Genomic DNA, 16,832 nt, shown 5'->3' with positions numbered 1-16,832 from the left:
ATGTCTTTTAGCAACATTGCCCCTAACAATCAATTTGATTTAAATGGTCTTAATCATGTAAAGATAGCCATTATTGGATTAGGTTATGTGGGATTGCCTTTGGCTATTGAATTTGCCAAAAAATATGATGTTTTGGGATTTGATATCAATAAAAAAAGGATAGATGAATTAAGCAGGGGTAATGACAGTACCAAAGAAGCTGATCTTGAAAGCTTGAATATTGTAACGCATGGAAAACAAGGTAATCAAACTGGCCTTAAATTTTCTTACGATGTTGAAAAGTTGAGTGAATTTAATGTATTTATAGTAACAGTGCCAACGCCTATAAATCAGTTTAAATCACCGGACCTTGCCCCTTTGTTAGAAGCATCAAAAATGCTTGGTAATATTTTAAAAAAAGATGATGTAGTAATATATGAATCTACAGTTTACCCCGGATGTACAGAGGAAGATTGTGTGCCTGTTTTGGAAAAATTTTCAGGGCTTAAATATAATGATGATTTTTACGTAGGTTATTCGCCGGAAAGAATAAACCCCGGCGACAAAGTCAATACACTAACTAGTATAAAAAAGGTAACTTCAGGCTCAACCGAACAAATTGCCGAATTGGTTAATAACCTATATGCCTCAATAATTAAGGCAGGTACGCATAAAGCACCAAGTATTAAGGTTGCAGAAGCATCAAAATCTATTGAAAATGCCCAGCGAGATGTTAATATTTCCTTTGTTAATGAACTTGCATTAATATTTGATAAAATGGGTATTGATACCAATGATGTTTTAGAAGCTGCAGGTACTAAATGGAATTTTTTAAAATACCGACCAGGACTGGTAGGGGGGCACTGTGTAGGAGTTGACCCTTATTATCTGGCACACAAAGCGGAGTCATTGGGATATCATCCGCAAGTGATTTTATCAGGCCGAAGGGTAAATGATAACATGGGTTTATTTATTGCAGGTAAGGTGGTAAAACTTTTAATAAATAAAGGCCACAAGGTTGCCGGGTGTAAAACTTTGATTTTGGGTATAACATTTAAAGAAAATTGTCCGGATACAAGAAATACTAAAGTGGTAGATATCTACAATGAGTTGGAACAATTTGGGATGTCTGTGACAATTTACGACCCATGGGCTAATATCCGGAAGGTAAAAGATGAATATGGAATTGCTATTTTAAATGAAATAAAAGAATTGACATTGTATGATGCAATTATATTAACGGTGGCTCATGATGAGTTTTTAAGGCTTGATTATCGAAATATGCTAAATAAAAATGGGATTATTTTTGATTCTAAAGGTTTTTTAGACCGCGACTTAGTTGATTCAAGGCTATAAAAATCATCAAATCAAAATTATATCTTATTAAGAACAGCCTACAACCGCAAATTAACTATACAAACAAATTATAATTTTATTTATAACCACAAAGATTAATGGTATCAAGTTTAGGTAGTTCAATGTTTAAGGGGGCAATTTGGAGTACGATTGAACGCCTTTCTGTGCAACTTGTGCAATTTATAATTGGTATTATCATATCCCGCATATTATCTCCTTCTGAATACGGTACTATAGGATTATTAGCTGTCTTTATTGCCTTTTTTACAGTACTTATAGACAGCGGCTTTACTAAAGCCCTTATTCAAAAACAAAATAGGACGGAAACGGATTTATCAACTATTTTTTTCTTCAACATATTAATAAGTGTTGTTTGCTACATAGTATTATGGATTGCTGCCCCATTCATTGCTCGTTTTTATGCAGCGCCTATTTTAACAAGCCTTACCAGATTTTTATCATTTTCAATGATATTAAATGCATTTTTTGCTATACCGTTAACTATCCTGACAATTAGAATCGATTTTAAATCGATAGCGAAAATTAATCTGATATCAATTATATTGAGTGGAGGTATAGGTATAGTATCTGCTTATAAAGGCTTTGGTGTATGGTCTTTAGCATTTCAAATTGTTGGAAGATCAGTCTTTACAATCATATTAATGTGGCTCAAAATAAAGTGGAAGCCCCAATTTGTATTTTCTATACAGGCCTTAAAAACAATGTATGGATTTGGATCCAAATATGTTTTATCAGCCCTTCTGTCAATGGTGGTAAATAATATTTCGGCACTTTTTATAGCAAAACTTATTAACGCCAAAGAATTGGGTTACTATACACGCGGCACCCAATTTGCAGATGTTGTCTTTGGTACATTTAATTCAGTATTGGATAGTGTACTGTTGCCAGGGCTTTCAACAATACAAAATGAAAAAGAAAATTTAGTTGGGATGACGCGGTTTGTAATTAAATCAACAGCATTAATATCAACTCCTGTTTTGATTGGTTTAGCAACTATAGCGAATCCGCTGGTAAGCACCCTCTTAACAGACAAATGGTTGCCTGCAGTGCCTATTATGCAAATAATTTGTATAGCAAGGCTCATTACCATAATAGCGGGTATAAATATTAATATTTTATATGTGCTAGGGCGTACGGACTTAACTTTAAAGCAGGATTATGTGAAGATTATTGTGAGAATAACATTATTAATGATCTCGTTTAAATTTGGCATTTTCTATATAGCGCTGGCAGAACTGTCGTCAACAATTATACACTTTTTTATAAACTGTTATTCGCCTGGCAAAATTTTAGAGTATGGTGCTGTCAAACAGATAAAAGACTTGATGCCTATTTTCTTAATTAGCATGCTTATGGTAATAAGTATGTATGCAACAATGGTTGTTATAGATAAAAATATAATAAAAATTCTTGTTGCCCCTGTAATTGGAGCTATGGTATATCTGAGTGCACTTTATGTGTTTCGAATAAAAGAGTTTTTTATTTTGTTAAATAAAGTAAAACTTTTAATAAAGGTACCCAATACAAACCTGACATGAACCAACAAAATACCAGTTATTGCCTGATATATAATTTTGCTCAACACTACAGGGCTTCTGTTTTTAAAAAAATGGATAATGAAATGGGTTTTGACTTTTACTTTGGCGACCATTTATATTGGGCACCAGATATAAAAGAAATGAATGTTAGTGAATTAAAAGGCTTTAAAAAAAAGATAAAAAATATAAAACTATTAGGAGGAAAATTTACATGGCAAAAGGGCGCAATTGGGCTTGTCTTTAAAAATTACAAACATTTTATATTATATGGTGATACTAGTTATATATCCAATTGGATTATAGTTTTACTATGCAAGATTTTAAGAAAGAAGACGTATTTATGGACACATGGCTATAAAAGACCATTAAGCTGGAAAGAAAAATTAATGACTTATCCATTTTTTGGCATGGCTACTAAAGTGTTATTATATGGTAATTTTTCCAGAGACTTTATGATCAAGGATGGCAGAGATGGAGAAAAGATGGTTTGTATATATAACTCACTTGATTATGAAAATCAACTTGTAATTAGAAAACAAGTAAAATCGTCTAATATATATAGTGATTTTTTTAAAAATAGCTTGCCCGTTTTAATTTATATCGGCAGAATTCAAAAGTCAAAAAAAATTGATTTGGTTATTGAAGCTATGGCTTTACTTAAAGAAGAAGGAGTGTACTGTAATTTTGTAATAGTTGGTGAAGATAAAGAACAAGTTAATCTTAATAACCTTGTATCAGAAAAACACTTGGAGAAAAATGTTTGGTTTTACGGACCAAGTTACGATGAGGCAGAAATTGCTGAGCTGTTATACAATGCCGATGTTTGCGTTTCTCCAGGCAATGTTGGTTTGACAGCTGTACATAGCTTTGCTTATGGTACACCTGTAATAACACATTCAAATTTTCATAATCAAATGCCTGAATTTGAAGTTATAAAATCAAATGTAAATGGCGGCTTTTTCAAAGAAGGAGATGTCACCGATTTATGTAAAAAAATTAAAGATTGGATATCACTTGATCTTCCAAAAAGAGAAAAAGTCAGACAATCAGCATATGCAATTATAGATGAGAAGTATAACCCCAATTATCAGGTTGAAGTTTTAAGGAAGGTTTTGAGTTGAAAAGAACACCTGCTTTCAGTAAGGAAGAAATGTTATGAACGAAGTAAAGTTTTTCTTGCGGTATTTATTTATGGTTTTTTACAAGCCTTACATTTACTTTAAATATAAGGCAAAAGTATCTGCAAGTGCTGTTTTGTCAAGAAGCACCTTTCTTTCTGAAAACTGTACAATTCATTCAAAGGTTGTTGTTGCCAACAGTTCTATAGGTTATGGTACTTATATAGGGCAAAAAAGCAAATTAGCAAACACTCATGTTGGTGCTTATTGCTCAATAGCAAATAATGTTGAAGTGCTGCCTTATACTCACCCATCATCAACTTTTGTATCTACTCATCCTGCTTTTTTTTCGGTTTTAAAACAAGCAGGCTTTACTTATACAACCCAACAACTATTTAATGAAGAGTTATTTTTTGATAGAGAGAAAAAAATACACCTTAAGATTGGCAATGATGTCTGGATAGGTACCAATGTTTTAATAATGGGAGGTATTGAAATTGGCGATGGCGCCATTATAGCAGCAGGGTCTGTAGTTACAAAAAATGTTAAGGCATTTGATATTGTCGGTGGTGTTCCTGCTAAGGTTATCAACTCCAGATTTAATGCTGAACAAATAGAACTTTTAAATAAAATCCAATGGTGGAATAGGTCACCAGAGTGGATAAAACAAAATTCAGAATTGTTTAAAGATATTCAAGTTTTTGAAAAGGCTATTGAAAAAAGCCATCCTATTGTTTAAGAATGAAGATAAACTATAAATGAACATCGTAAAGTCTTTTATAAAGAGGGAGTTTTTTTTACTGCTAATTGTATTTATAGTATTTATAAATCCATTTTTATATGGGTATAGATTTGCTTTAACGTTAGTAGTTTTTCTTTTTTTTAATTTAAATTTTCTTTTGAAGAATATTGACAGAAATGTAGTTTACTTGTTATTCTTTGGATTATCGTATGAAATATTTTCAGCGTTGCACCCTAGTATCTTAAACCAATCTCCAATAGTTGTCTTAACAAATGCAATTTTACCATCGATACTGTACTTAACAGGGAAATATATAAGCTGTAGTTATTTATCTAATCAAATAAGATTATTCTTTATATTTTTTATCAGCTTTTCATTTTCCATAATCCCGTTAATCTCAATTTTGGACCAAATTTTAAAAAATGGATTTACTGAAGGAACGAGGAGTATGTATTTGATTTGGGATAGCAGTACAGAATTAAATGCGACAGGCCTGGCTGGTTACTTTGTTTTAAATATGCCTTTTATAGGTTTAATAAACATCAAAAAAAATACAGTTATTGAAAAAAGAATTTACTATGCCAGCATAGTTATGTTCATGCTGTCACTTGTATGCGTATTGCGCTTAGGAAGTAGAACGCAATTGGGCATTGCATTAGCATCATTAATAATATCTTACATCCTGAATTTTAAAAAACAATCTGTAAAAAATAATATCATAATCATATCTGTGCTTATAATAGCACTTGGTGTAGTTGTGTATAATTTAGATAAGCTTTCTGAATTTTTTAAATTCTACCAGGACAGATTAAATGATGACAGTGTTGGTATCAATACGCTTGGAGGCAGAACAGAAAGATGGTTTGGGGCTTTAAGTTCTATTGTAACAGATCCATTTGGGTGGGACCTCAACAGATTTGGGTATGCGCATAATTTATGGCTGGATGTTGCACGGGCTGCAGGAGTTATACCTATGGTGTTTCTTGTTTTTTATACTATATCATCTATAAAGCTTTTCTTAAAATCAATTAAGATATTAAGAAATGATGTTTTTATTAAAACAGTTGTAATTATTATATTCTGTAGTTTCATTTTACAATTCAGTGTCGAGCCTATAATTGATGGCATGTTTTTAATGTTTTTATTGTTTTGCGCATTTGTTGGATTACTATCAGGCATAATAAAAAATAAGAAAGCAGAATACATATATCACAATAATAGGCGCAGGGTAACTTCTTATTCTTAAGTAATTTATTTTAATGTTACTAATTGGCAAACGTATGCTTATAAGCAATAATTGAATTTGAACTGTAAAATATTAATAACAAAAAATGAAAATAATATTTCTTGGCGGCCTTTTCCCGGACAAGTATAGAAAAGAAATAGAACAGAAAAGCAGCGGTGTTATCCAATATGCTGCGGATGCATTGCAATGGAATATGATAAGGGGATTGGACGATTTTGTAAATGATTTAACAATTGTCAATTTACCCTATATTGGATCATACCCTACCAGGTACAAAGAAATTAATACTTCGGGGTTTGAGTTTTCACACAAGCCCGGGGCCAATGATATAAATGTTGCTTTTAATAATTTATCTTTATACAAGCTTTACTCAAGATATATCAACGCTAAAAAAGCATTGAAGAAAAAAATTACGCAAGGTAATGAGGTTGTAGTTATATACTCAATGCATTTGCCCTTTATTAAAGCAGCTGTTGCATTAAAAAAGAATAATCCTAATTTAAAAATATGCTTAGTTGTACCTGACCTACCTGAATTTATGGGAGGAGGCCAAAATATATTTTATACAATATTTAAAAAAATTGAAAAGGTTTTTATTGACAAGGCTCTGTTAAAAATAAATTTTTTTGTAATTCTTTCAAAGCACATGAAAGAAGCCTTAAATATTGGTGCAAGGCCTTGGGTCTGTGTAGAAGGTATCGCTGGTAGTATTGATTTTGGAGAGAAGGTTTTTCCCGAAACTAAAGATATATTTTATTCAGGAACATTGGCAAAACAATATGGTATAGTAAACCTGTTAAATGCATTTAAGAAAATACAAAATAAAAATTATCGATTGATTATTTGTGGCGCAGGAGAGGCTCAATCTGATATTGAGGCTATGGCAAAGCTTGACAGTAGAATAATTTTTATGGGGCAGCTACCAAGAGAAAGAATTTTAGAATTGCAAAAAAAGGCAACTGTGCTTGTCAATCCCCGAACCTCTGAAGGAGAATTTACTAAATACTCATTTCCGTCTAAAACTATGGAATATCTGGCATCAGGAACAGCTTGTATTCTCCATAGGCTTGAAGGTATTCCGGAAGAGTATTTTGATTTTTGTTTTGTTGCTGAAAAACAAGACTTTGAAGGCTTATATGAAACTTTGATTTACGTTTGCGAAAAGGATAAAAGTGAACTATATGAGTTTGGCGCAAAGGCTCAGCAATTTATATTAAATGAAAAGTCTGCACACAGGCAAAGTGAAAAAATATATTTAATGCTTAAAAAATATACCAATGTTTGAAAACAAAACCCTTTTAATTACCGGTGGCACAGGATCGTTCGGTAATGCTGTATTGAATCGTTTTTTACATACCGACATTAAAGAAATTAGAATCTTTAGTCGCGATGAGAAAAAGCAAGACGACATGCGCAATCAGCTAAAAAATGAAAAGCTCAAATTTTATATTGGTGATGTACGAGATTATAATAGTATTGAGCAGGCAATGCATGGAGTTGATTACGTGTTTCATGCTGCTGCTTTAAAACAAGTACCATCTTGCGAGTTTTTTCCGATAGAGGCTACAAAAACTAATGTTTTTGGCACACAGAATGTCATTAATGCTGCAGTAGCCAACAATGTTGGTAAAGTTATTTGTTTGAGTACTGATAAAGCTGCTTATCCAATTAATGCAATGGGTATCTCAAAAGCTTTGATGGAAAAAGTTGCCATCGCAGCTTCAAGAAACATAACTGGCAACACTAAAGTTTGCTTAACAAGATATGGAAATGTTATGGCATCAAGAGGCTCTGTAATACCTTTGTTTTTAAAACAAATAAAAGAGGGAGGCCCACTAACTATTACTGATCCAAAAATGACGCGATTTCTGATGTCATTAGAAGAGGCTGTAGAGCTTGTTTTATTTGCTTTTACTAACGGAAACCAAGGCGATTTATTTGTTAACAAAGCACCGGCAGGTACTATTGGTGATTTGGCTGTGGCCTTAAAAGAATTATGCAATGCTAATAACGAAATTAGGGTTATTGGTACAAGGCACGGCGAGAAATTGTATGAAACTCTGTGCACCCGTGAAGAAATGCAAAAAGCTGAAGATATGGGCGAGTTTTATAGAATACCGGCAGATAATAGAAATTTAAATTACAGCCGGTATTTTTCTGAGGGTGAAACGGATCTATCGGCAATAGAAGATTATCATTCTCATAACACCAAGCAATTGGGCGTTGAAGGGATGAAAGCGCTTTTGTCTAAACAGCCGTATGTGCAAAGAGAAGTATTTGGTGATTTAAATGCCGTACAATACCCCGGATGATCACGAATTCGAAGCCAGCATTGATCCAGGGCAGCCATCATACAGATCAAAGGGGGACGTTGAGTTTTGTCAATGATTTTGATATGGCTGATGTAAAAAGATTTTACATTATACAAAACGCTGATCTTAAAATTACCCGAGGATGGCGGGCCCATCGTATTGAAAGGCGATGGTTCTATGTATCCGATGGTGCATTCAGGATACGTATAGTAAAGATTGACAATTGGGAAAATCCTGATAAACACTTGCCTGTTGAAGAGTTTATATTGTCTGCGGATCAAGATCAGGTATTATCTATCCCAGTTGGATATGGCAGTTCAATTCAAGCTATATCTGAAAAGTCCAAACTAATAGTATTTGCTGATTACGGGATTGAAAATGCAACAAAGGACGATTTTTTATATCCACAAGATTATTTTGAAGCATAATATATATAATAATGAAACTTAGAATAGGAATAACAGGGCAGAGCGGATTTGTAGGGCAACATCTTTATAACACATTAGGCTTATTTCCGGATGAATTTGAGCGTATACAATTTGAGCGTGATTTTTTTAAAGACGAACGCCAACTTATTGAATTTGTAAGCCAGTGTGATGTCATTGTACATCTGGCGGCTATGAACAGGCATAATGATCCACAGATAATATATGATAACAATGTTGGATTAATAAAACAATTAGTATCCGCACTAGAAATCACCAAAAGTAAGGCCCATGTGCTATTTTCATCCTCGTCTCAGGAAGAGCGGGATAATCTTTATGGGAAGAGTAAAAGGGAAGGGCGTGAATTACTTATAGAGTGGGCAAACAAAAATGAAGGCACATTTACAGGCATGATTATTCCTAATGTGTTTGGTCCATTTGGTAACCCATATTATAATTCGTTCATCGCAACGTTTTCCCATCAGCTTTGTCATAACGAACAGCCTAAAATTGACGTAGATGGTTCAGTAAAACTTATTTACGTGGATGAATTAATTAAGAGCATAATCAGCCAGATTAGAAATAAGAAGGGTAATGGACTATTAACAATTGCACACACTGTAGAACGTAAAGTTTCTGAAGTTTTGGCACTGCTTGAGATTTATAAAGAACAATACTTAAAATCAGGAATAATCCCGGAATTGGCAAACTCATTTGATCTTAACCTTTTTAACACATTTAGAAGCTACATAGATAATAAGAATCATTTTCCGGTTAAGTTTATTAAGCATACAGATCCCAGGGGCGCTTTTGTTGAGATCATTCGGTTAAATGTAGGAGGTCAAGTTTCATTTTCTACCACAGTGCCGGGGATAACCAGAGGAAATCATTATCATACACGTAAGATTGAACGCTTTGCGGTAATTAAGGGCAAAGCTTTAATACAACTCCGAAAAATAGGCACAGATGAGGTGTTTGATTTTTATCTGGATGGCAATGACCCCGCTTATGTTGATATGCCAATATGGTACACACACAATATTAAAAATATAGGCGAGGAAGAATTATATACTAACTTTTGGATCAATGAATTTTATGACCCCAATGATCCTGACACTTACTTTGAAAACGTATAATTAAAATTCACAACATTAATATAATGAAAGAAAAATTAAAGGTAATGACCGTTGTAGGTACACGGCCTGAAATTATAAGATTAGCAAGAGTCATGGCGGCGCTTGATACGTCTGATGCCATTGAGCATATCATTGTACACACAGGCCAAAATTATGATTATGAGTTGAATCAGATTTTCTTTGAAGATCTTAATATTCGTAAGCCGGATCATTTTTTGAACGCAGCCGGTGCAACAGCCACAGAAACGGTAGGTCAGATATTAATAAAGATTGACCCACTTTTGGAAACAGAAAAACCTGATGCATTTTTGGTTTTGGGTGATACCAATAGCTGTTTATGCGCCATTCCGGCAAAAAAACGCCATATTCCTATCTTCCATATGGAAGCCGGAAATCGTTGCTTTGACCAGCGCGTACCTGAAGAAACAAACAGAAAGATAGTTGACCATGTGTCTGATATAAATTTGACTTACAGCGATATTGCCCGGGAGTATTTATTACGTGAAGGATTGCCGGCGGATAGAATAATTAAAACAGGTTCACCGATGTTTGAAGTGCTGAATCATTATTTGCCGGATATTGAGGGCTCTGATATACTGCAGCGTTTAAAGCTTGAAAAGCATAAATACTTTGTGGTTTCATCTCACAGAGAAGAAAATATTAATAGCGAAAAAAACTTTAAGGGTTTAATGGATAGTTTAAACTTAATTGCCGAAAAGTATGGCTATCCCATCATAGTAAGTACTCACCCACGTACCAGGAATATGATTGAAGCTAAAAACATAGCAATGAGGCCTGAGGTTCAGTTTTTAAAGCCAATGGGTTTTAATGATTATAATGCGCTTCAGATGCATTCATACGCTGTGCTTTCTGACAGTGGTACTATATCTGAGGAATCATCAACTTTAAATTTTCCGGCATTAAACCTTAGAGATGCCCATGAGCGGCCAGAGGCGATGGAAGAAGCGTCAGTTATGATGGTTGGGATGAACACAGAACGTATTATGCAAGGCCTAATTCAGGTACAATACCAAAAAAGGGGCTCGGAAAGAAATTTTAGGCGCGTTGCTGATTATTCTATGCCAAATGTTTCTGAAAAAGTAGTCAGAATAATTATTAGCTATGTTGATTATATAAAAAGGGTAGTTTGGAGCGAAAGTAGGTAATGAATATTCTTTTCCTGACCATATTAAATCTCACTGATATTGCTGAACGCGGATTGTACACAGACCTTATGCGAAAGTTTAGGGATGAGGGGCATCGTGTTCACATAATATGTCCGTCAGAAAGAAGACATAAGAAAAAGACTTCGTTAAAAATTGATCATGGTATAAGTGTATTGCATATAAATACACTAAATCTCCAAAAAACAAATATTGTTGAAAAAGGGATTGGAACGTTAATGCTGGGGCGGCAGTTTTTAAAGGGAGCCATAAAGTATTATCAGGACACCAAATTTGATTTGGTGCTTTACTCCACGCCGCCAATTACGTTTACAAAAGTTGTTAGGTTCTTTAAAAAACGCGATGGAGCTAAGTCATATCTACTTTTAAAAGATATTTTTCCGCAAAATGCAGTTGATCTGGGATTAATTAAAAAGAATTCTTTGATACACAGGTTCTTTGAAAAAAAAGAGCGGAAAATGTATGAAATTTCAGATCATATAGGTTGCATGTCTCCAGCAAATGCAGACTTTGTTATCAGCCACAATAAACATATAAATCCCGGTATAGTAGAAGTAAATCCTAATAGTGTAGAGGTTATAGCTACAGCAGGGGTGTCCGTTGCTGACAAGGAAAAGGTTAAACGGGAATATAAAATTCCGGAAAAAGCTGCATTGTTTATTTATGGTGGTAACCTTGGCAAGCCGCAAGGTATAGATTTTCTAATCAGCATTCTTGAGTCAAATATCAAAAATAAAGATGTTTATTTTCTTATTGTTGGTTCAGGCACAGAGTTCTCTAAATTACAAACCTGGTATACCTTAAACAGCCCTGAAAATTCAAAACTGATAGCTAATTTACCTAAAAACAAGTACGACGATTTACTGAAGTGTTGCGATGTTGGCCTGATTTTTTTAGATAAAAGATTTACGATCCCTAATTTTCCTTCAAGAATACTTTCCTATATGGAATATAGAATGCCCATTTTGGCTGCTACTGACCTGAATACTGATATGGGTAAGATAATAATGGAAAACAGCTTTGGCCTGTGGTGTCAAAGCGGAGATTTAGAAGCTTTTAACTACAATTTAAGTCAACTATGTGGTGCTAAAGATAATTGGAAAACCATGGGTAATAACGGTTTTGAATATTTAAGATCACATTATTCGGTTAATAACTCATATCAAACTATAATACGGCATTTTGACAATGTATAGGATTATATTTAAAAGGATCATTGATCTTACTGTGGCTTTGATGGGTCTGATATTATTGCTTCCGGTGCTTTTGATTGTTTTACTCTTGTTGACAATCGCAAATCAGGGTGCCCCATTTTTTCTGCAAGCCCGTCCCGGAAAAAATACCAGACTTTTTAAAGTAATAAAATTTAAAACAATGAATGACCGCTGCGGCATCGATGGAAAACTATTGCCCGATGCTGACAGGCTCACGGCACTTGGTAAGTTTATCCGCAAAACATCATTAGATGAAATACCCCAATTACTAAATATTATTAATGGCGATATGAGCCTAATTGGACCAAGGCCATTATTAGTTGAGTACTTGCCTTTATATAACTCAACCCAAAGCCGCAGGCATTTGGTTAGGCCAGGCATTACAGGTTGGGCACAGGTTAATGGACGTAATGCTATCAGTTGGGAACAAAAATTTGAATATGATGTATGGTATGTGGATAACTTATCTTTAGCCCTTGATTTAAAAATATTATGGATGACTGTGATAAAAGTATTCAAATCAGAAGGCATAAGTGCCGAGGGGCATGTTACTGTTGAAAAATTTAAGGGAACCCTGGTATGATTTATTTATACGGCGCAAGTGGCCATGCCAAAGTTATTATTGAGCTTTTTGAAAAACAACAACGTATTGTTTCAGGCTTGATTGATGTTAATCCTGCTATAACTAAACTTTTTGATTATCCTGTTTATTCATCGTTTCAAGAATCATTTTTTATGGATGATACAGAGGTTGTGATAAGTATTGGTAATAATGGTATACGGAAGAAAATTGCGAGCGAGTTACATGTAAAATACACTACAGCCGTGCACCCCTCGGCAAACATTTCTACAAGAATCTTCGTAGGTGAGGGTACCGTTGTTATGGCAGGGGTTTCAATAAACAGCGAGGTTACAATAGGCAGGCACGTCATTTTAAATACCAACTGTTCCATAGACCATGATTGTGTAATAGGTGATTTTGTTCATGTATCACCTAATGCCGCTATTGCCGGCAATGTTAATGTAGGCGAGGGTACTCATGTTGGTATTGGGGCATGCATAATACCAGGAGTTAAAGTTGGTAATTGGGTAACTATTGGAGCCGGGGCGGTGATTATTAATGACGTTCCGGACTATGCGATTGTAGTAGGTAATCCGGGTAAAATAATTAAGTATAACAAATCTGTTGATTAAAAATGAATAGCAAAATATGGTTATCCAGCCCACACATGGGCGGCCAGGAATTTAACTTTGTAAAGGAAGCATTTGATACAAATTGGATAGCACCCTTGGGCCCTCATGTAAATAACTTTGAGCATGATCTTGAAGCTTTTACCGGAAGCAAGTATGCGGCAGCATTAAGTTCGGGTACTGCTGCAATACACCTTGCATTGATCATGCTGGGCATCCAGTCCGGGGATGAAGTCATTTGTCAAAGTTTTACTTTTTCTGCATCGGCAAACCCAATTGCTTATTTAGGTGCAACACCTATATTTATAGACAGTGAGCCTGAAACATGGAATATGTCTCCGGGGCTTTTAGAAGAGGCTATTATTGACAGGATTAATAAAGGAAAAAAGCCAAAGGCAATTATACCCGTACACCTTTATGGTATGCCGGCTAAAATTGAGCAGATCAGTAAAATTGCAGCCAAATATGATATTCCTGTTATTGAGGACGCTGCTGAAGCTTTGGGGTCAACAGTAAACGGAAAAGCAGCCGGTACTTTAGGTGCGATAGGTATATTATCATTTAATGGCAATAAAATTATTACTACAAGCGGTGGTGGTGCAATAATATCTGATAATAAACAATTTGTTGAAAAGGCTCGGTTTTTAGCAACCCAGGCACGTGATGCCGCACCACATTATCAACACTCGCAAATTGGATATAATTACAGAATGAGTAATGTTTGTGCCGGCATTGGGCGTGGGCAAATGATGGTTTTAGAAGACCATATCGCAAAACGCAGGAACGTTTATAAAACTTATACAGAACAATTAGCCGATATAGCTGCAATATCTTTTTTGCCTGAACCGGCAAGTTATTTTAGCAATCGCTGGCTGAGTACTATTTTAATTGATCCATCTAAGTCGGATGGCATCACAAGAGAAACTATAAGGCTGGAATTAGAAAAAGATAATATTGAGTCAAGGCCATTATGGAAACCGATGCATTTACAGCCCGTATTTGAAGATTGCCCTTCATATATTGACGGTACAAGTGAAGAGTTGTTTAACAAAGGATTGTGTCTTCCTTCCGGATCAAATCTTACCGAAGTTGAAGTTCAACGCGTAATTGATATTATAAAGAATGTTTTTCAGCAACAGTAGTCATAATTAAGCAGCATTAACCACGAGGTAGAATTAGTGTTTTTAATATGTTAAATTATACTGCTGTTTAATATATTTTAATAAATGTTAATAAATATTAATAAATATTTCGCCAAGCGGTTAGCTACATATAAAATTTATGATGCTATTATAACTGTCTTTAAAACAATGATTTACAATATTTTTCTGTGATGTGCATCATATTAAATTACTGTTAACCAAAGAGTTGTTGGTAATATTAAAGATTTTTTAAACAAAAAGATATACCTTTGCGTTAAATGTTTTAAACTAAAAACATTAAGTCTCACTTATGAAAGATTATTTACTCTTTAATAAGGTTATACCCCGGTGGATGATCATGATCCTTGACCTTTTTATAGTTGCCTGGTCATTTTCAACGTCTTATTTTATCGTTCATCGTTTTGAATTTGTTAATATTTTAAGGGGATATTTCTTTATATATACAACTTCATATCTTACAATTGCAGCTGTAGTTATGTTTGCAATGCGCATACATACCGGCCTTATCCGCTATTCTAATACCCGTGACATGCTGCGGATATTTGGTTCAGCATTTATAAGCAGTGTGATATACATGGTAGTAGCTTATGTATGGATCATCCCTCATTATACGGCTAATCCGGTAAATATTACTTCGATAACTTTAGTTAATTTCTCTGTATCAAGTACTTTACTCATATTGTTAAGGGCAGCCGCAAAAAGCACTTACTCTTATATCACCAATTATTCTAACGGTAAAAAAGTAGCCGTTGTAATTTATGGCTCTGATACTGAAGCTATTTTAATTAAACAGGCCCTTGAAAATAGTAGCAATTCTAATTTCTCGATAATTGGCTTTGTTGAGGATAATACTAACAGGATCAATAAAGAAATTAGTGGGGTTAAAATCTATAATTTCACTAAGTTGCCTAAGCTGATGAAAAAGCATAAGGTAGAAAAATTGATAACGATCAATAAACAACTTGGTGAGGCTGATAAGAAAGCTGCTCTTGAAGAATGTTTAGTGCTGGGTATTCAAGTTTTAACTGTGCCACCAGCTGATCAATGGATCTACGGTAAGTTAAACCTTAGTCAGATCAAGGACCTTAAGATCGAAGATCTTTTACAGCGTAAACCTATTAAGATAGATACTACAAGTATTTCAAAGGATATTTATGGTAAGAGAGTATTGGTTACAGGCGCTGCGGGATCTATCGGTTCAGAAATAGTAAAACAAGTACTACAATACAAACCGGCATTAGTAATATTATGCGATCAGGCAGAATCTCCGTTGCATGATATGCAACTTTTTGTTGAAGAAAAATTCCCGGATATTACTACAAAAATATTTATAGGTGACGTGCGCAATCATCAGCGTATGTACAAATTATTTAGTGAGCTGTATCCTGAAGTGGTATATCACGCTGCGGCTTATAAACATGTTCCAATGATGGAGGAAAATCCTTCAGTGGCTATTGGTGCTAATGTGATGGGGACTAAAAATGTTGCCGACCTTGCTATTGAATTTGGTACCAAAAAGTTTGTAATGGTTTCAACAGATAAAGCTGTAAACCCATCGAATATTATGGGTGCTACAAAGCGAATTGCTGAAATCTATATTCAGGCGTTAAGAAACACCTCAGATACACGCTTTATAACCACCAGATTTGGTAATGTATTAGGATCTAACGGCTCGGTTATTCCACGTTTCCAGGCACAGATACAGAAAGGCGGGCCTATTACTGTAACCCATCCGGAAATTACGCGGTACTTTATGACCATACCGGAGGCTGTGCAATTAGTGCTTGAAGCCGGTACAATGGGTGTAGGTGGTGAGATATTTATTTTTGACATGGGCGAGCCGGTTAAGATTACAGACTTGGCTACCAAAATGATCAAACTTGCCGGATTGCAACCTGATAAAGACATAAAGATAGCTTTCTCAGGATTACGCCCGGGCGAAAAGCTGTATGAAGAACTATTAAATGATGGCGAAAGCACCATGCCTACCCATCATGAGAAGATAAGAATATCAAAAGTTATAACATATCCATACAAAGAAGTGATAGATAATATCGACGAGTTGTTAGAATTAATCAAACAAGATAGCGAAATGGCTATTGTTACTAAAATGAAGGAGATTGTTCCGGAGTTTATTAGTAAGAACTCTGCTTATGAGCAGCTCGACATCAACAAAAATATATTACTGCAATAAGTATCAAGATATT

The 16,832-nt window shown here is 34.7% G+C and carries 15 protein-coding genes; all 15 read left to right on the top strand.

The window, feature by feature from the left end; translation table 11 throughout:
- The 15 genes from FO440_RS02485 to FO440_RS02415 all read left to right on the top strand — a co-directional run bounded on the left by FO440_RS02485 (position 1) and on the right by FO440_RS02415 (position 16,819).
- Complete coding sequence (locus FO440_RS02485) at positions 1-1,335, top strand: nucleotide sugar dehydrogenase (RefSeq protein WP_144246642.1); 1,335 nt, start codon at positions 1-3, stop codon at positions 1,333-1,335.
- 98 nt (positions 1,336-1,433) lie between these two features.
- Positions 1,434-2,894 (top strand): lipopolysaccharide biosynthesis protein, encoded by a 1,461-nt coding sequence (locus FO440_RS02480; RefSeq protein ID WP_144246641.1) that lies wholly within the window; start codon positions 1,434-1,436, stop codon positions 2,892-2,894.
- Positions 2,891-4,015: a glycosyltransferase gene (locus tag FO440_RS02475; protein WP_144246640.1), complete on the top strand. Its 1,125-nt coding sequence runs from the start codon at positions 2,891-2,893 to the stop codon at positions 4,013-4,015. Before FO440_RS02480 ends, FO440_RS02475 begins: the two co-directional genes overlap by 4 nt.
- Before the next feature lie 34 nt (positions 4,016-4,049).
- Entirely contained in the window at positions 4,050-4,751 is a 702-nt protein-coding gene (locus FO440_RS02470) for a CatB-related O-acetyltransferase (RefSeq protein WP_222103917.1), read from the top strand.
- A gap of 19 nt (positions 4,752-4,770) precedes the next feature.
- The gene (locus tag FO440_RS02465; RefSeq protein WP_144246639.1) at positions 4,771-6,000 is read left to right on the top strand and encodes an O-antigen ligase family protein; all 1,230 of its coding nucleotides are present in this window, start codon (positions 4,771-4,773) and stop codon (positions 5,998-6,000) included.
- 85 nt (positions 6,001-6,085) lie between these two features.
- Complete coding sequence (locus FO440_RS02460; RefSeq protein ID WP_144246638.1) at positions 6,086-7,285, top strand: glycosyltransferase; 1,200 nt, start codon at positions 6,086-6,088, stop codon at positions 7,283-7,285.
- The gene (locus tag FO440_RS02455; protein WP_144246637.1) at positions 7,278-8,312 is read left to right on the top strand and encodes an SDR family NAD(P)-dependent oxidoreductase; all 1,035 of its coding nucleotides are present in this window, start codon (positions 7,278-7,280) and stop codon (positions 8,310-8,312) included. Before FO440_RS02460 ends, FO440_RS02455 begins: the two co-directional genes overlap by 8 nt.
- Positions 8,309-8,740 (top strand): WxcM-like domain-containing protein, encoded by a 432-nt coding sequence (locus FO440_RS02450; protein WP_144246636.1) that lies wholly within the window; start codon positions 8,309-8,311, stop codon positions 8,738-8,740. Before FO440_RS02455 ends, FO440_RS02450 begins: the two co-directional genes overlap by 4 nt.
- Positions 8,741-8,751: 11 nt before the next feature.
- Positions 8,752-9,873 carry a polysaccharide biosynthesis C-terminal domain-containing protein gene (locus FO440_RS02445; RefSeq protein ID WP_144246635.1) on the top strand — a complete coding sequence of 374 codons (1,122 nt, stop codon included), beginning with the start codon at positions 8,752-8,754 and terminating at the stop codon, positions 9,871-9,873.
- 23 nt (positions 9,874-9,896) lie between these two features.
- Positions 9,897-11,039 carry a non-hydrolyzing UDP-N-acetylglucosamine 2-epimerase gene (gene wecB / locus FO440_RS02440; RefSeq protein ID WP_144246634.1) on the top strand — a complete coding sequence of 381 codons (1,143 nt, stop codon included), beginning with the start codon at positions 9,897-9,899 and terminating at the stop codon, positions 11,037-11,039.
- A complete protein-coding gene (locus FO440_RS02435; RefSeq protein WP_144246633.1) occupies positions 11,039-12,253 on the top strand; it encodes a glycosyltransferase family 4 protein in 1,215 nt (404 codons plus the stop codon). The genes wecB and FO440_RS02435 overlap by 1 nt, the downstream gene beginning before the upstream one ends.
- Entirely contained in the window at positions 12,246-12,854 is a 609-nt protein-coding gene (locus FO440_RS02430; protein ID WP_144246632.1) for a sugar transferase, read from the top strand. The genes FO440_RS02435 and FO440_RS02430 overlap by 8 nt, the downstream gene beginning before the upstream one ends.
- Positions 12,851-13,465 carry an acetyltransferase gene (locus tag FO440_RS02425; RefSeq protein WP_246104158.1) on the top strand — a complete coding sequence of 205 codons (615 nt, stop codon included), beginning with the start codon at positions 12,851-12,853 and terminating at the stop codon, positions 13,463-13,465. The genes FO440_RS02430 and FO440_RS02425 overlap by 4 nt, the downstream gene beginning before the upstream one ends.
- Before the next feature lie 2 nt (positions 13,466-13,467).
- Positions 13,468-14,604: a DegT/DnrJ/EryC1/StrS family aminotransferase gene (locus FO440_RS02420; RefSeq protein WP_144246631.1), complete on the top strand. Its 1,137-nt coding sequence runs from the start codon at positions 13,468-13,470 to the stop codon at positions 14,602-14,604.
- A gap of 310 nt (positions 14,605-14,914) precedes the next feature.
- Complete coding sequence (locus tag FO440_RS02415; protein WP_144246630.1) at positions 14,915-16,819, top strand: polysaccharide biosynthesis protein; 1,905 nt, start codon at positions 14,915-14,917, stop codon at positions 16,817-16,819.
- Positions 16,820-16,832 lie beyond the last annotated feature (13 nt).

It is taken from the genome of Mucilaginibacter corticis (genome assembly GCF_007558865.1).
Classification (GTDB): Bacteria; Bacteroidota; Bacteroidia; order Sphingobacteriales; family Sphingobacteriaceae; genus Mucilaginibacter; species Mucilaginibacter corticis.
This window is presented reverse-complemented; position numbering and strand designations above follow the sequence as displayed.

Bases quoted from the DNA above. Each gene is read 5' to 3' on its own strand.
- FO440_RS02415 (WP_144246630.1), top strand. From the start codon at position 14,915: ATGAAAGATTATTTACTCTTTAATAAGGTTATACCCCGGTGGATGATC.
- FO440_RS02470 (WP_222103917.1), top strand. From the start codon at position 4,050: ATGAACGAAGTAAAGTTTTTCTTGCGGTATTTATTTATGGTTTTTTAC.
- FO440_RS02485 (WP_144246642.1), top strand. From the start codon at position 1: ATGTCTTTTAGCAACATTGCCCCTAACAATCAATTTGATTTAAATGGT.
- FO440_RS02455 (WP_144246637.1), top strand. From the start codon at position 7,278: ATGTTTGAAAACAAAACCCTTTTAATTACCGGTGGCACAGGATCGTTC.
- FO440_RS02465 (WP_144246639.1), top strand. From the start codon at position 4,771: ATGAACATCGTAAAGTCTTTTATAAAGAGGGAGTTTTTTTTACTGCTA.
- FO440_RS02430 (WP_144246632.1), top strand. From the start codon at position 12,246: ATGTATAGGATTATATTTAAAAGGATCATTGATCTTACTGTGGCTTTG.
- FO440_RS02445 (WP_144246635.1), top strand. From the start codon at position 8,752: ATGAAACTTAGAATAGGAATAACAGGGCAGAGCGGATTTGTAGGGCAA.
- FO440_RS02435 (WP_144246633.1), top strand. From the start codon at position 11,039: ATGAATATTCTTTTCCTGACCATATTAAATCTCACTGATATTGCTGAA.
- FO440_RS02425 (WP_246104158.1), top strand. From the start codon at position 12,851: ATGATTTATTTATACGGCGCAAGTGGCCATGCCAAAGTTATTATTGAG.
- FO440_RS02480 (WP_144246641.1), top strand. From the start codon at position 1,434: ATGGTATCAAGTTTAGGTAGTTCAATGTTTAAGGGGGCAATTTGGAGT.
- FO440_RS02420 (WP_144246631.1), top strand. From the start codon at position 13,468: ATGAATAGCAAAATATGGTTATCCAGCCCACACATGGGCGGCCAGGAA.
- FO440_RS02460 (WP_144246638.1), top strand. From the start codon at position 6,086: ATGAAAATAATATTTCTTGGCGGCCTTTTCCCGGACAAGTATAGAAAA.
- wecB (WP_144246634.1), top strand. From the start codon at position 9,897: ATGAAAGAAAAATTAAAGGTAATGACCGTTGTAGGTACACGGCCTGAA.
- FO440_RS02475 (WP_144246640.1), top strand. From the start codon at position 2,891: ATGAACCAACAAAATACCAGTTATTGCCTGATATATAATTTTGCTCAA.
- FO440_RS02450 (WP_144246636.1), top strand. From the start codon at position 8,309: ATGATCACGAATTCGAAGCCAGCATTGATCCAGGGCAGCCATCATACA.